The organism is Bacillus sp. JFL15, assembly GCF_001184225.1.
GTDB lineage: Bacteria > Bacillota > Bacilli > Bacillales > Bacillaceae > Bacillus > Bacillus siamensis.
Map to the genome: position 1 here is coordinate 2,102,539 of NZ_KQ236689.1, position 14,712 is coordinate 2,117,250.

The window sequence follows — 14,712 nt, forward strand, 5'->3', positions numbered from 1 at the left end:
GATCAAACAGGAAGATTACTCAGCTGGTGCGGCAAAAAGGACGCATAGCAGGGCAAACAAAAACTTTCCTATTAACTTCCATAGCCGGGTCAGTATATCACGCCTATCATATTAAAAAGATAGGAGAGACAAGAGTTTCGGCAACTTGCCGCTCTTGTCTTTTTTGTGTTTTTATATCATCTTCGCGTATTTCTATTTATTTTTAAGTCAGCAGATCATCCGTCTAAGAATTTGTCTAAATCCTGCATATACTGGAATCGGAATCAAATGTTTATGGGGAGTGAAATAGATGGGATCAACACAGTTAACAGGGCGCGTCATCTTCAAAGGGGACCCCGGCTATGCACAGGCGGTTAAGAATTGGAACCCTTATGTTGATGTCTGTCCGCTTGTCTTTGTTTTTGCACAAAATTCATACGATGTAAGTAATGCGATTAAATGGGCGCGTGAGAATAATGTGCCTTTGCGTGTCAGAAGCGGCCGCCATGCTCTGGATAGAAACCTTTCAGTCGTAAGTGATGGAATAGTTATTGATGTGAGTGATATGAATAAAGTTTTATTAGACGAAAAAAACGCGATTGCAACCGTTCAAACCGGCATTCACGTCGGCCCGCTTGTGAAAGGATTGGCCCGCGACGGTTTTATGGCTCCGTTTGGAGACAGTCCGACAGTGGGAATCGGAGGAATTACGATGGGCGGCGGGTTTGGAGTGCTTTCACGATCAATCGGCCTGATAAGTGATAACCTTCTCGCACTGAAAATGGTAGATGCAAAAGGCAGGATCATTCAAGCAAATCAATCTCACAATGAAGATTTACTATGGGCTTCCAGAGGCGGCGGGGGAGGCAACTTCGGATATAATACCCAATACACGTTCAAAGTTCACCGTGCTCCTAAAACCGCAACCGTCTTTAATATTATTTGGCCATGGGAGCAGTTGGAGACGGTCTTTAAAGCTTGGCAAAAGTGGGCGCCGTTTACAGACGAACGATTGGGGTGCTACCTTGAGATTTACAGCAAAGTAAATGGCTTGTGCCATGTGGAAGGATTGTTCCTCGGTTCAAAACCTGAGCTAATTCAATTATTAAAACCTTTATTAAATGCCGGAACCCCGACACGGACAATTATCAAAACATTATACTATCCGGATTGCATAGATTTTCTGGACCCTGATGAACCGATCCCGGGAAGATCTGATCAGAGTGTTAAATTCTCCTCGGCGTGGGCGCTAAATCTTTGGCCTGAAAAACCTATTTCAGTGATGAGACAATTTTTAGAAAAAGCCACCGGGACAGAAACAAATTTCTTTTTTATCAATTGGGGCGGTGCGATAAGCAGAGTTCCCAGCAGCGAAACAGCCTTCTTTTGGCGCCGGCCATTGTTTTATACGGAATGGACGGCCAGTTGGAAAAATAAATCACAAGAAGCCTCGAACCTTGCATCAGTTGAAAGAGTGCGTCAGCTGTTGAAACCATATGTAACAGGTTCATACGTCAATGTTCCGGATCAGAATATTGAAAATTTCGGAAAAGCATATTATGGCTCAAACTTTGCAAGGCTTCAAAGAATAAAGGCGAAATACGATCCCGAAAATGTATTTCATTTTCCGCAAAGCATCCCGCCATCGTATAAATAGTTTGATCGTTTTGGGAAACAAAATAAAAAACACACCAGAACATTCAGGTGTGTTTTTATTGTTGCTATAAAATTTGGTTATTCACTTGCATCCCAGTGCGGATTCCAAACGATTTCCCATAAGTGTCCATCGGGGTCTTGGAAGTGACCGGAGTACCCGCCCCAAAAAGTATCATGAGCGGGATCAGTTATCGTCGCTCCTGCCTGTTTTGCCTGTTCCATGACTTTATCGACTTCAGCTTTACTCGTAACATTATGTCCTAATGTAAATTCTGCCGGGCTTGGTGCAGTTAAAGCAACGTTTGTCTCATGTGCGATGTCTTTACGATTCCAAATGGCCAGTTTCAGTCCTGTTTGTAAGTCAAAAAAGGCAACAGCGCCATGTTCAAACTCTTTTCCGACTATTCCCTCAGTAGGCAGTCCGAGGCCGTCCCGATAGAAGCGAAGTGATCGTTCCAGATGATCTACGCCTAAAGTGATGACTGTAACCCGCGGTTTCATAAAAATATAACCTCCCAAGCTGATGATAAGAAAATGATATCAAGTTTCATTATTGCGCTGCAGCATCATATAGAAAAAGATTTTGACATTTCAGTAAAGAACCTATATATTCGTATATGAGCACATAATCATATATGATTATTTTTGTGTACATGTTAGAATGCTTCATAACAGAAAAGGAATAATAAATGCAGGAGGAGATTTTTTATGGGTCACAATCACAATCACGCCGGCGGGTCCAATAAGAAGGTTTTATTGATCTCTTTTATCGTGATTACAGGTTATATGATAATAGAAGCTATAGGCGGATTTGTAACCAATAGTTTAGCGCTTTTGTCAGATGCCGGTCATATGCTGAGTGATTCAATCTCATTAATGGTTGCTCTGATTGCTTTTAAATTGGCCGAAAAAAAGGCAAGTCATAATAAGACATTCGGTTATAAACGATTTGAGATTCTCGCAGCTGTGATAAACGGTGTTGCCTTAATATTGATTTCCCTTTATATCATTTATGAAGCAATCAAACGTTTCTCTCATCCGCCAGAAGTGGCAACAACCGGCATGCTTATCATTAGTATCATCGGGTTAGCTGTGAATATATTGGTCGCTTGGATTATGCTGAGCGGCGGAGATACAAAGAATAACCTGAACATAAGGGGAGCTTATTTACATGTAATAAGTGATATGCTCGGCTCTGTAGGTGCCATTCTGGCTGCATTGCTTATCATCTTCTTCGGGTGGGGCTGGGCAGACCCATTGGCCAGTGTCATTGTAGCTGTTCTTGTTTTAAGAAGCGGTTATCATGTGACGAAAGATTCCATTCACGTATTAATGGAAGGAACCCCGGAAAATATTGACGTGACTGACATCATCCATACGATTGAAGAGACAGAGGGCATTCAGCATATTCATGATTTACATATATGGTCTATCACAAGCGGATTGAATGCTCTTTCCTGCCACGCTGTTGTTGACGATCAGCTGACCATTTCAGAAAGCGAAAGTATTTTACGCAAAATTGAACATGAGCTTGGAGATAAAGGCATTACGCATGTAACGATTCAAATGGAAACAGCAGCGCATAATCACGACAATGCAATCCTTTGTCAGGCAAAAATTGAGCAGACGGACGGCCACCATCATCATTAAAGGAGGAGATAGGGACTCACTTTGTCTCTCTGACAATTAAGATAAAACCGGAGGGGATTCATATGTACGACACGATAGTAATCGGAGCCGGTCAGGCAGGAATCTCAGCAGGATATTATCTAAAGAAGTCGAAACAAAAGTTTATCATTTTAGATAAAAGTCATGAAGTGGGAGAAAGCTGGAAAAACCGGTATGACTCATTGGTTTTATTTACTTCTCGAATGTACAGCTCTTTGCCTGGAATGCATCTTGAAGGAGACAAGCATGGGCTCCCTTCAAAAAATGAAATTGCTGCTTATCTGAAAAAATATGTTGAAAGATTTGAAATCCCGATCCAATTACGGACAGAAGTAATAAGTGTCCAAAAATTAAACAACTATTTCTTAATAAAAACAAACCGGGAAGATTATCAAACGAAGAATCTTGTGATGGCCGCAGGTCCTTTTCATACCCCTAACATTCCATCAATATCAAAGGATGTAGCCGGTCATATTCATCAATTACATTCTTCACAATATAAACATTCAAAACAACTGGCGCCTGGGAATGTACTGGTAGTCGGCGGCGGGAATAGCGGGGCTCAGATAGCTGTTGAATTATCCAAAGAAAGAGTTACATATTTGGCTTGCAGTAATAAACCGGTTTATTTCCCTTTATGGATTGGAAATAGAAGCATCTTTTGGTGGTTTGATAAATTAGGAGTTTTACATGCAAGTCATACATCAATATTAGGCAAGTTCATTCAAAAGAAAGGCGACCCCATATTTGGGTATGAATTAAAACATGCAATAAGACAGAAGAAGATCATTTTAAAACAAAGAGTCATAGCCGGAAAGCAAAATGAAATCATTTTTAAAGATTCATCTTCATTAGAAGTTAACAATGTTATTTGGGCAACTGGTTTTAAGAATCCGCTTTGGTGGATGAAAATAGAAGGTGTTTTGGATAAGGAAGGCCGAATTATACATCACCGGGGTGTTTCAGCTGTGAAAGGATTGTACTTTATTGGTTTGCCTTGGCAGCATAGGCGAGGTTCAGCGCTGCTTCAAGGTGTAGGAAATGATGCTGAATACATTGTAAAACAAATGAACGGTGGATAGACTGAGGAGAGCAGTAACTTACGGGTTTACTGCTCTTTTTTGTATTGAATAAGTCCAGTTATGTGACTGTGTAAAGCCGAAAAAATCTTTTGACTTATTAATAAGAAGATCCCTGACTCACTGATTGTGCAACATTCTGTCGTACTTCCCGAGCTAACTGCGCGGCGTAAGGAAATCTGCCAAAAACGCTGTTTTAATCGGCTTGTGGAACAGAAAACACAATATCTCTTGGTTGTCGGACTGGTGAGTGCATACCCCGGGCAGGTTCAAGTTTCCCGGCTGCAACAGTGTTACCAAGAGTTGCAGACCTTTGGTATTTTTTATGCAAACAGGTTTTGTGGCCGTTTCTGCTGTGGCACACTCTCATTACAAAAAGCATAGGATAATATCACAAAAATTTAAAATTGCGGGGATGAAAAATGTATTATATACCTTTTTCGCATCAATGTTATTATTGTGTGAATGTACCGATGTATAGCGATGGAAGATCTGTTTATTGGACTTATCCAAACGACATGGGGTATGCAGACCGAAATGATGATTTGCGATCTTCATACGAAGATAGAAACCTTCTCTTGAAAGATTATGGACCAAAACCATTTGTTGTGAATATCAATAAAGCCGCAAAACAAAATCACACGTTCCGTACTGCCTTATGGACAGGAAAACATTTTCAAATTACTTTGATGAGTATCGGCATTGGAGAAGATATCGGTTTGGAAATCCACCCCCACGTAGATCAATTCTTACGGATTGAGCAAGGCCGGGGAATCGTTAAAATGGGCAGGAGCAAGGAAAATTTAACTTTCCAAAGAAATGTCTATGATGACTTTGCCATTGTTGTACCTGCCGGCACTTGGCACAATGTGATTAATACGGGTAATACGCCGTTAAAACTATATTCAATTTATGCGCCTCCGAACCATCCATTTGGTACGGTTCATGCGACTAAGGCAGATGCAGAGGCTGCAGAAGGTTAGCATAAAGTATGCTGCAGAGGTTTGACAAACTGGGGTTACGCCTTTCTGGATGCCCAAGAGTACGGTAAATAAGGCCGATTTAATATGAATCGGCTTATTTTTTGTTGGATTTAATTTCCTTAAATCGGTCTTTGATCGCTGCGGGCAATGTATCGGTTTTAACGGCCTCAAATTCTCCGGTATACCCCGGCACGAGTCCAATAGCCTTCTTGATTAGGCTTTTCAGCAAAGAAAGAGACCCTCTTTTTTTGCTTCTTCATTCATTTGGCAAACGTTATTGATTTATTTGCGCAGTAACATATAATGGAAATGGTGGAATGTAATCTCGTTGAGAAGGAGATTGAGATGATCATTAAAATGACTTCGTTTCATATGAAAGACTTCAATAAACCAAATGAACCTCTGGTTGTTTTCGGGAGAATTATACCCGCACTTGAAAACAATGTTTGGACATATACTGAGGAACGGTTTTCTAAGCCTTATGTTAAGAAATATGAAGATGACGAAATTGACGTCAGTTACGTTGAAGAAGAGGGGAAAGCAGTCTTTTTCTATTATGATGAAAATAACTGCATCGGCCGGATTAAAATACGTTCTAATTGGAATGGATATGCGCTGATAGAGGACATTGCGGTTGCAAAGGACTATCGAAACAATGGTATTGGAACGGCATTATTAAATAAAGGGATTGAATGGGCAAAGGAGAATGATTTTTGCGGTCTCATGCTTGAAACACAAGATATTAATGTATCAGCTTGTCATTTTTATGCTAAACACGGTTTTGTAATAGGCGCAGTTGATACTATGCTTTATTCCAACTTTTCAACGGCAAATGAGATCGCGATTTTTTGGTATTATCAATTTTAACTGCCGCTTAAGGGTGATGAGAGGTTAATTGTTTGGCATTGATTCTAAATTTATAATCTAAAGGGAATTTGAAATAAATTTAGCTGCAGTTGGAGCAGACCCTTGCTCAATCTCACTTAACTGCCAAGTTTCTGTTTTTCTTCTTCAAACCATTTGTGAAGTTGATTGATATGAGCTTGATGGTACCTATTATGATCTGCTATATGCCATATCCCCCACTGAATAGTTGCTAGTTTTCCAGCTTCATAATCTACTGTATGATTCAGTTGATTGTCAGTTAACTGATAACAAACAGACTTAAACATGCTGAATATCTCATCATAATCAGAGAGAATTTGTTTTAATGACACACCGGAAATGAAAGGAATCTCATTGTTTTGATCTAACATTGGTCCATACTTTTCTTCCAGTTCCTTTGGTACAGGCTCACCCTTAATTCTAAATATCCAACAGAGATCAACATATGCTAAATGTTTTATTAGCTGAGCTGTACTGTTGTATTTTTGATTTGGTCCTTTAAAATCAATCTCCTCCTGTGACATGTCAGATACTATGGTTTTTAAGCGGCTGTAATTTTCATTAACGGCAGAATAGAGCATCCCCACAACATGATCCATGTGTGTTTCACCTTTTAAATCTAAAATCATTAACCCCACCTCATTAGTACAATTTTTATATTAAGTTTGCCTTATTACTGTTATTTGTCAAGTCATCCAGAGAATGACACGTTTTATTATGATTCAGTCATCAATCGACTTCGTATTATTACATTTAATAACATAAAATGGTTATCGTAATTAAAAAAGGATACCCGTTTTTATAAAAAGGAGTTAAAACGTTGCTGAAAAGGTTTTTTCTTGTTTTTCTTACGCTGATAATGTCTGTATTTGCTGTATTCGCGGCTGCTGAAGAGTCTCCCGGCGATCATGTCATTTCTTTTGATGAGCCTATGATTTTATTGATCTCACTCGGAATCATTTTATGTTTATTCATTCCCCCATTAGTGATGTCCTTTTTTGGCAGCTTGATTGTGAGAATCATATCCGGAGTTTATCAATGTTTTATCGTTCTCACGTTTGCGGGGCTCATTCCAATTGGATTTCTTATCCCTCATGGCTTTTTGACAATTCTTGCTGCCGTTCTGGGGACTTTGGTCAGTTTAGCGAGTGTTGCCGTGACCTTATTCATTGGAAGGAATAAGGATGTTAAAACAAAACACGGCTAGAAGGTTGATCATGCATAAGTAAAAAAACAAGCATATTGTTACATGCTTGTTTTTTCTCCGGGAATTTTTAGTTATGCTGCCAGACATACAGCGCTGTAAAATGACAAAGCAACACCCAGTAATAAAACGATCCAACTAATAGGAACTGATAATTCAGCGGTCCGGCTGATATAAGCCAGAAATCCTGCAACTGATAACAGAACCAATAGAATAGGATTTTTAAGCAAGTTATCATATTCCCAACTTATTTTTATCTCGATAACCATTATTTGCAAAAAAGTCGAGGCGAAATATACTCATGCAGCCAGTAATAACAAGAGCATCAGAAAAGAAGGTATAATGGGCGGGAAGGGGTGCCGGTCAATGAAAATAACCAGAGAGACATTAGAAAATCAGCAAATTTGGATATATGGTGTGTTTCTTGTGATCGGAGGAATAGCGGGGATCGCCGGGAAGGATTCAGGACTCAGCTGGGGCTGGACGATATCACCGCTAATCGCTGTTCTCATGTATGCCATGTTTGCTCAGATCCCATTCTTGAAGCTGAGGGAAGCCATTTCAAACTTCAAGTTTATGGCGGCTTTACTGATCGGTAATTTCTTAGCTGTGCCTGTTGTTGTATGGGGTTTGATCGCCATTTTTCCTCAATCTCCTCCTGTATTATTAGGCGTTTGTTTAGTATTGCTTACACCTTGCATTGATTACGTCATCGTCTTTACTCAGCTCGGGAAAGGTAATGAGAAATTAATACTGGCTTCCACGCCGGTTTTGTTCGTCGTTCAGATGGTATTGCTTCCGTTATACTTGTGGCTGTTTATCGGGAAAGAAGTTATAGGGGCTGTTCATGCCGGGCCGTTTCTGGAAGCATTCTTATGTTTAATAGCGGGACCGCTGCTGGCGGCAGTGATGACACAATTGTGGGCTGATAAGAAGCCGGCTGGAGAAAGGGTGTTAGAGTGGACGGCCTGGCTGCCTGTTCCTTTTATGGCTCTCGTATTGCTGGCGGTCGTTGCCACACAAATCGGCAAGGTATACAGTGATTTTGAGGTCATTATACGTGTAATTCCGATTTATCTGTTATTCCTGCTCATGATGCCGTTTGTTTCCCGGTTTATCGCATATGTGTTCCGTCTGGATACAGGCGAAGGAAGAGCATTGATCTTCAGCACGGGCACAAGAAATTCTCTCGCAGTCCTTCCGTTAGCGCTGGCTCTGCCGGATGCTTGGGCCTCATTAGCCGCAGCTGTTATCGTTACACAGACGATTGTTGAACTGATAGGCGAATTGATTTATATAAAAGCGGTGCCCAAATGGCTGCTGAAATAAAAAATAATCTGCGCTGAAAAAAACATACCAATAAATATTGGTATGTTTTTTTGATGATTATAAAGTTGAAATATCAATGACGAAACGGTAGCGGACATCGCTTTGGAGAACCCGTTCGTATGCTTCATCGACTTGATTGGCCGGAATCACTTCAATTTTAGGAGCAATGCCGTGCTCGGCGGCGAAATCAAGCATTTCCTGAGTCTGCGGAATACCGCCGACAAGTGAACCCGCGATGCTGCGGCGGCCCGTGATTAAGGAGAACACACTGTATGAGTCCGGATCAGCAGGCGCTCCTACATTTACTAATGTACCGTCAATGCGAAGCAGGGATAAGTAGGCATCTACATCAAGGTTCGCGGATACCGTATTTAAAATGATATCAAAATGTCCGGCCAGCTCAGTGAATGTATCCGGATCGCTTGTCGCGAAGTAATGATCGGCTCCAAATTCAAGAGCTTCGTCTTTTTTGTTCATTGAGCGGCTGAGGACGGTGACCTCTGCGCCTAAAGCGTGCGCGAATTGAACGGCTAAGTGTCCGAGCCCTCCCATTCCGACAATCGCCACTTTTTTGCCGGGACCGGCATTCCAGTGTCTCAGCGGAGAATACGTGGTAATGCCCGCGCACAATAGCGGGCTGGCAGCATCCAAATCCAGCTGATCCGGAATCCGGACAACGAATCTGTCAGTGACAACTATTTTCTGGCTGTAGCCGCCGTACGTAGGATTTCCGTCGTAGTCCAGGTTATTGTAGGTCTGAACAACGCCTTTTGTGCAATATTGTTCGTCTCCGTTAAGGCAGTATTCACATTCCCCGCAGGAGTCTACAAAACAGCCGACACCCACACGGTCGCCGACGGCAAATTTGGTGACTTCTTCACCCACGGCTTCCACAACTCCGGCAATTTCATGCCCGGGAACCATCGGAAAGATTCCGCCGCCCCATTCATCGAATGCGCTGTGGATGTCTGAGTGACAAATCCCGCTGTACTTAATATCAATCAGGATATCGTGCGGCCGTAATGCTCTTCTCTCAATCGTCGTCCGCTCAAATTTAGCTTTTGCATGCGGAGCGCTTAATACACGAGTCGGATGATTATTGCACATGGTTATCTTCCTTTCCAAGATAAAGTGATGAATCCTCTGTTCGGTTTTACTTTAAAGGTTAAAGCGGACTTTAAGTCAAGGGGTTTGGTTTATTTTTTTATGAAATGATATTCTATAATGGCACGCTTATGAAAGGGATGAAGGATGGGTGGTAAGAAGATGAAAATTGCGCAGGCTGCAAAGCAGGTTGAGTTATCAGCCGCGACGCTTAGGTATTATGAAAGTATAGGACTGATTCCTCCGGTAAAACGCGATGAAAGCGGCATCCGCGATTATGACGAAGATGATGTGAATTGGATTCAATTTATAAAATGCATGAGAAGTGCCGGGCTGTCGATTGAGGCGCTGATTGAATATACCGCTTTATTTATTGAAGGAGCCGATCATACGATTGAACCCCGAAAAAACATCCTTATCAATGAAAGGAAAAGGCTGACGGAGAAACAGAGGGAAATTGATGAAACTATAAAACGATTAAACAGGAAGATTGAAGATTACGAAGACATCCTCAAAAATGAAGCGAAACTTAAAAACAGATTGAAAGCTGAATATATTTCTGAATGAAGAGTAGATGTCCCGGGCGCCGGGCCGCATGAAATGTACCAAGGGAAACGAACCTTGGTTTTTTTATTTTCTAAAGAGAGGAGACAAAACAGTTTTTCCTATCTTACCAATCTTTACTTATCTTTTTTTCAGCTTGACTTTTTTACTGCAGACTTTTAAAGTGTGAAATGTTGCTTAGACTGTGATTAGCGACTTTAATGCTGAAAAGAGGTGGTTTACCCAGATGAACAATAAAAAGAACCCTTGGGCGTTATTGCCTTTAGTCTTATTCGTAGGGCTTTTCGTCGGCTCTGGTCTGGTGACCGGAGATTTTTATAAATTGCCGATCTTGATTGCCGCGATTATTGCATCAGCTTTTGCGCTGCTATTTAACCGGAAGAAATCGCTCAATCAAAAAATAGAATGGTTTGCTTCCGGCGCGGGACATCCTGATATTATCATTATGGTTATGATTTTTATATTGGCAGGTGCCTTTGCTTCAGCGGCTGAAGCGATGGGAGCGGTGCATTCAACTGTCAATCTTGCTTTGAGCATTATTCCGCAGCAGTTTTTGCTGCCGGGGCTGTTTATCATTGCTTGTTTCATTTCTATATCGATGGGAACATCAATGGGCACGATTGCGGCGGTTGCGCCAATCAGCGCCGGTTTGAGCGGGGAGCTTGGCATTTCCGGCGCGATTACGATGGCAGCCGTGGTCGGCGGAGCTATGTTTGGAGATAATCTATCTTTTATTTCGGACACGACCATTGCGTCAGTGCGGACGCAAAAAACACAAATGATGGATAAATTTAAAACGAACTTTCTGATTGTTTTGCCCGCTGCTATTTTAACCGTTATTATCTTATTTTTTATTCCGGCAGGCCACGCCGGCCATGCGGGTGCTGCATCTTACAGCTGGATAAACGTGCTTCCTTATGTCGCCGTGTTGGTCTTCGCGTTAATCGGTTTTAATGTGATGGCTGTCATATTCGGCGGATTGGTTTTGACGGGAATCATAGGGTTAGCGAGCGGCAGCCTGACGTTTGATTCTTATTTTAAGGCGATTACGGATGGAGTTGCCGGAATGAGCGATCTGATCATCCTGTCCATGCTGATCGGCGGAATGGTCGGCGTGATGAAACAAAATGGCGGGATCGACTTTTTACTGGAATTCATCACGAAACGAATCCGTTCGAAAAAAGGCGCCGAAGCCGGAATTGCCGGACTGGTCAGCGTGACGAATCTGGCTGCTGCCAATAATACGATCTCCATTATCGCAGCCGGTCCGATTGCGAAGAATATCGCTGATGAATTTAAGATCGACAACAGAAAATCGGCAAGTATTCTGGATATCTTTTCGTGCATGGTGCAAGGACTGATTCCTTACGGCGCGCAGCTGTTATCGGCCGGGAAATTCGGGAATATTTCCCCCGTCAGCATCCTGCCATATTCTTTCTACCCCGTTTTAATCGGAATTTGCGGCATTATCGCCATTATGTTTGGCCTGCCGAAATTCACAAGGAATACGAAATAAAAAAAGGCGCCGTTCGGCGCCTTTTTTCTTTCATCTCAGCCAAGCATGTTTCAAAAGCTGCACGCCCTGTGCGATCTGTTCAGTATCGAGGTGGGCGAAACCTAACTTTATGATCGGCGGTTCAGGCTTTCCGGCAACGAAATAAACGGAGGTAGGGTATACTTTCACTCCGTACTGAAGAGCGCGCTCAATTAACGTTTCTTCTGTACAGTTCAAGTGAACTCTCACCAATATATACAATCCGGACTGCTCGCCGATGACCGTCACATGATCGCCGAACTGCTGCTTGATATGTGAAGTCAAGTGCTGCATCTTACGCTTGTAGACAGTGCGCATGCGCTTAATATGGCGGGTCCATTCCCCGTTCTTCATCAATTCAGCCATGGTCAGCTGGTGAAGCGAAGAAGCGGTGCTTTCGAAATGAATGAAACGTTTTTTATACCGATGCAAAATGCGCTGCGGCAAAACCATATAGCTTATGCGGATGCCCGGAAGAAAGGATTTTGAGAAATTCCCTAAATAAATCACCCGGTCTGACTGAATGGAAGCAAGGGCGGGAAACGGCTGCTGCGTATAACGAAATTCACTGTCATAATCATCTTCAAGAATATATCCCTCTCTTTTATTCACCCAATTGATCAGAGTTTGGCGCTGCTGAATGGACATGCTTACGCCGTAAGGGCTGTGGTGGGAAGGAGTCACGTAGATTAATTTTTCTTTCATTGCATGCAATTGAGAAAAATCAGCTCCGTTTTCATAGACGGGTATCGTTTCAAGAGAAAGCCCGTGAAATTGAAAAGCCTCTCTGGCACCGTCGAAGCCCGGGTTTTCTACTATAACTCCGGAAAAATCTTCTTTCAGAATCCGGCTGAGATAAATCAGCATCTGCTGTGTGCTGCTGCCGATGATAACCGAATCCGCATCTGTTTTCACCCCGCGTGATTCCAGGAGATAAGCGGCAATTTGTTCACGCAAGTTTCTCTCGCCGAACGGTTCACCGTACAGAAAGCTTTTCTCTGATGCCAAAACTTGATTGTATAATTTTCTCCATGTTTTCAGAGGGAAATGCTTTTGATCGACGGCTCCGGCGCGAAAATCAATCAGGGCCGGCTGAGTTGATTCGGTTTTCTCTGCGTAAACAACATCGTTTTCTTGCTGAAATAAAGAGGGCTCTATTTCATTTGCAAAATATCCTTTGCGCGTTTCGCCGCGAATGTATCCTTCCGCGAAAAGCAGATCATAGGCCATCAGTGTCGTGTTACGGCTTACACGCAGGGAATCTGCCAGCTCCCGAATCGAAGGCAGCCGCTCATTTGCCTGAATCGTTCCCTGCTCAATCAATGTCTTAAATTGCTCGTAAATTTGTTTGTATTTCGGGGTGTCGCTTTTGAAAGCGAAAATCATATTTTTCATCAGATGTTCTCCTCTGACATGCGCAATTATTCGAAATTGTACCTTTTTAAATGTCAGTTGGTATTTTATTATAGCGGAAAGCGCTTTACCAATCCAAGTTCAGGAGGAGAGTTTTTATGTATATTCCCGCTCCATTTCAGCTGAGTGAAGCTGAAGCGTACGATGTTATTAAAGAGTATGGTTTCGCAGCACTGTTTTCAACGGCAGAAGGCATGCCGTATGCAACCCACCTGCCATTGATGATGAGCAAGGACAACGAATGCTTATACGGTCATTTTGCCTTGCCGAACCCTCAATGGAAAGAGATTGAAGGCCAAAGTGTATTAGCCGTCTTTCAAGGGCCTCATTGTTATATCTCGCCCAAATGGTATGAGACGAATCGGGCTGTTCCTACATGGAATTATGTGGCGGTTCACGTATACGGGGAGGCAGAGCTTTTGGATGAGGAAGAAACCGTGCATTCGATGGGCGATCTCGTATTGAAATACGAAAGCCCCGACAGCCCCTACAAATTAGAGGATGTCGATGCGAAATTCCTGTCAGGCATGAACAAAGGGGTAAAAGGCTTTAAAATTAAAATCAGCAAAATAGAGGGGCAAGCGAAGCTGAGTCAAAATCATTCAGCACAAAGACAGAAAATGGTCGTACAACAGCTCAAACAGATCCCGCACACAAACGAACAGCTCATTTCCGGCCTGATGGAAGAAAACATTAAGCGGATCACTGCAAAAAATTGATACGCATCTTAAAAACATACCGGCAGCATGCGGTATGTTTTTTTCTGATTATGAAGCTTTTCTCAGGATGAATAACGACTCAAACAGCAAATAAATCAACGGCGCCGATAAAACGAAGAAAGAACGGGAAATAGCATATGTTATGAGTAAATAAACGATAAGTTTCAATAGAATGGAAGACGTTTTATTCAATGTCCAGCGGTTCTTCAAGACATCAGTCATACATGCTGACAAAAGGCCGACCGTCAAATAACCGGCTGCTATGTACAGATAAATAAAAAGGTAAAACGGGTAAGAAGACAACGGCGGTGTGTCTTCTTGTGTCATTCTTAAACCAAAATAAAAGATCATTAAAAAGCAAACGGACGAAATCAGAGCCAGCAAAAGGTGTTTATATAAATACTTCTTCATGTGTTCACCTGCCTATAGCGCAATTATGTCTATCAATTATGACATGGTTTTACCGCTGCTGAAAGAATCGGCAGCTGAAAAAGGCGGCAAATCCCGCCGTCTTTTTTATATCTTAAGATTTCTTAAGAACTTTCACCGCTTTTTCTTCAGGTTTTGAATGTAGAGTGTGTTTTATAAATTCAAA

Annotated in this window: 15 protein-coding genes; 10 read left to right on the plus strand and 5 right to left on the minus strand. The window is 42.1% G+C overall.

Going from position 1 to position 14,712, the window contains the following annotated elements; genetic code table 11:
• The first annotated feature begins 289 nt into the window (after nucleotides 1-289).
• Nucleotides 290-1,636 (plus strand): FAD-binding oxidoreductase, encoded by a 1,347-nt coding sequence (locus AD710_RS10560; RefSeq protein WP_045925201.1) that lies wholly within the window; start codon nucleotides 290-292, stop codon nucleotides 1,634-1,636.
• Nucleotides 1,637-1,713: 77 nt separating this feature from the next.
• On the opposite strand, the gene AD710_RS10565 is transcribed toward AD710_RS10560, so the two are convergent.
• On the minus strand, nucleotides 1,714-2,136 hold the full coding sequence (locus tag AD710_RS10565) for a VOC family protein (protein WP_047478530.1): 423 nt from the start codon (nucleotides 2,134-2,136) through the stop codon (nucleotides 1,714-1,716).
• 207 nt (nucleotides 2,137-2,343) lie between these two features.
• Between AD710_RS10565 and AD710_RS10570 the strand changes: the two genes are divergently transcribed.
• From AD710_RS10570 to satA, 4 genes are all read left to right on the plus strand, one after another.
• Nucleotides 2,344-3,285, plus strand: a complete 942-nt coding sequence (locus tag AD710_RS10570; protein ID WP_049627963.1) for a cation diffusion facilitator family transporter — start codon at nucleotides 2,344-2,346, stop codon at nucleotides 3,283-3,285.
• A 62-nt stretch (nucleotides 3,286-3,347) separates the two neighbouring features.
• Nucleotides 3,348-4,385, plus strand: a complete 1,038-nt coding sequence (locus tag AD710_RS10575) for a flavin-containing monooxygenase (protein ID WP_049627964.1) — start codon at nucleotides 3,348-3,350, stop codon at nucleotides 4,383-4,385.
• A 419-nt stretch (nucleotides 4,386-4,804) separates the two neighbouring features.
• The gene (locus tag AD710_RS10580; protein WP_016937126.1) at nucleotides 4,805-5,365 is read left to right on the plus strand and encodes a cupin domain-containing protein; all 561 of its coding nucleotides are present in this window, start codon (nucleotides 4,805-4,807) and stop codon (nucleotides 5,363-5,365) included.
• A 345-nt stretch (nucleotides 5,366-5,710) separates the two neighbouring features.
• The gene (satA, locus tag AD710_RS10585) at nucleotides 5,711-6,232 is read left to right on the plus strand and encodes a streptothricin N-acetyltransferase SatA (protein ID WP_045926968.1); all 522 of its coding nucleotides are present in this window, start codon (nucleotides 5,711-5,713) and stop codon (nucleotides 6,230-6,232) included.
• Nucleotides 6,233-6,348: 116 nt separating this feature from the next.
• Here the strand turns inward: satA and AD710_RS10590 are convergent, their stop codons facing one another.
• A complete protein-coding gene (locus AD710_RS10590) occupies nucleotides 6,349-6,879 on the minus strand; it encodes a DinB family protein (protein ID WP_231595049.1) in 531 nt (176 codons plus the stop codon).
• Between the two features lie 191 nt (nucleotides 6,880-7,070).
• Between AD710_RS10590 and AD710_RS20050 the strand changes: the two genes are divergently transcribed.
• Nucleotides 7,071-7,457 (plus strand): hypothetical protein, encoded by a 387-nt coding sequence (locus AD710_RS20050; RefSeq protein ID WP_016937123.1) that lies wholly within the window; start codon nucleotides 7,071-7,073, stop codon nucleotides 7,455-7,457.
• A 363-nt stretch (nucleotides 7,458-7,820) separates the two neighbouring features.
• Entirely contained in the window at nucleotides 7,821-8,783 is a 963-nt protein-coding gene (locus AD710_RS10600; protein WP_049627965.1) for an arsenic resistance protein, read from the plus strand.
• Between the two features lie 57 nt (nucleotides 8,784-8,840).
• Here AD710_RS10600 and AD710_RS10605 read toward each other — a convergent pair whose 3' ends face one another.
• Nucleotides 8,841-9,890: an NAD(P)-dependent alcohol dehydrogenase gene (locus AD710_RS10605; protein ID WP_049627966.1), complete on the minus strand. Its 1,050-nt coding sequence runs from the start codon at nucleotides 9,888-9,890 to the stop codon at nucleotides 8,841-8,843.
• 159 nt (nucleotides 9,891-10,049) lie between these two features.
• Between AD710_RS10605 and AD710_RS10610 the strand changes: the two genes are divergently transcribed.
• Together AD710_RS10610 and AD710_RS10615 are read left to right on the plus strand one after the other, a co-directional pair.
• Nucleotides 10,050-10,454, plus strand: coding sequence for a MerR family transcriptional regulator (locus tag AD710_RS10610; protein ID WP_047478556.1), 405 nt, complete (start codon nucleotides 10,050-10,052; stop codon nucleotides 10,452-10,454).
• 223 nt (nucleotides 10,455-10,677) lie between these two features.
• A complete protein-coding gene (locus AD710_RS10615; RefSeq protein ID WP_049627967.1) occupies nucleotides 10,678-11,967 on the plus strand; it encodes a Na+/H+ antiporter NhaC family protein in 1,290 nt (429 codons plus the stop codon).
• A gap of 30 nt (nucleotides 11,968-11,997) precedes the next feature.
• Here AD710_RS10615 and pdxR read toward each other — a convergent pair whose 3' ends face one another.
• Nucleotides 11,998-13,380 carry a MocR-like pyridoxine biosynthesis transcription factor PdxR gene (gene pdxR / locus AD710_RS10620; RefSeq protein ID WP_049627968.1) on the minus strand — a complete coding sequence of 461 codons (1,383 nt, stop codon included), beginning with the start codon at nucleotides 13,378-13,380 and terminating at the stop codon, nucleotides 11,998-12,000.
• Nucleotides 13,381-13,496: 116 nt separating this feature from the next.
• Between pdxR and AD710_RS10625 the strand changes: the two genes are divergently transcribed.
• Nucleotides 13,497-14,117: an FMN-binding negative transcriptional regulator gene (locus AD710_RS10625; protein WP_049627969.1), complete on the plus strand. Its 621-nt coding sequence runs from the start codon at nucleotides 13,497-13,499 to the stop codon at nucleotides 14,115-14,117.
• 48 nt (nucleotides 14,118-14,165) lie between these two features.
• On the opposite strand, the gene AD710_RS10630 is transcribed toward AD710_RS10625, so the two are convergent.
• Complete coding sequence (locus tag AD710_RS10630) at nucleotides 14,166-14,528, minus strand: hypothetical protein (RefSeq protein WP_049627970.1); 363 nt, start codon at nucleotides 14,526-14,528, stop codon at nucleotides 14,166-14,168.
• Nucleotides 14,529-14,712: the final 184 nt, after the last annotated feature.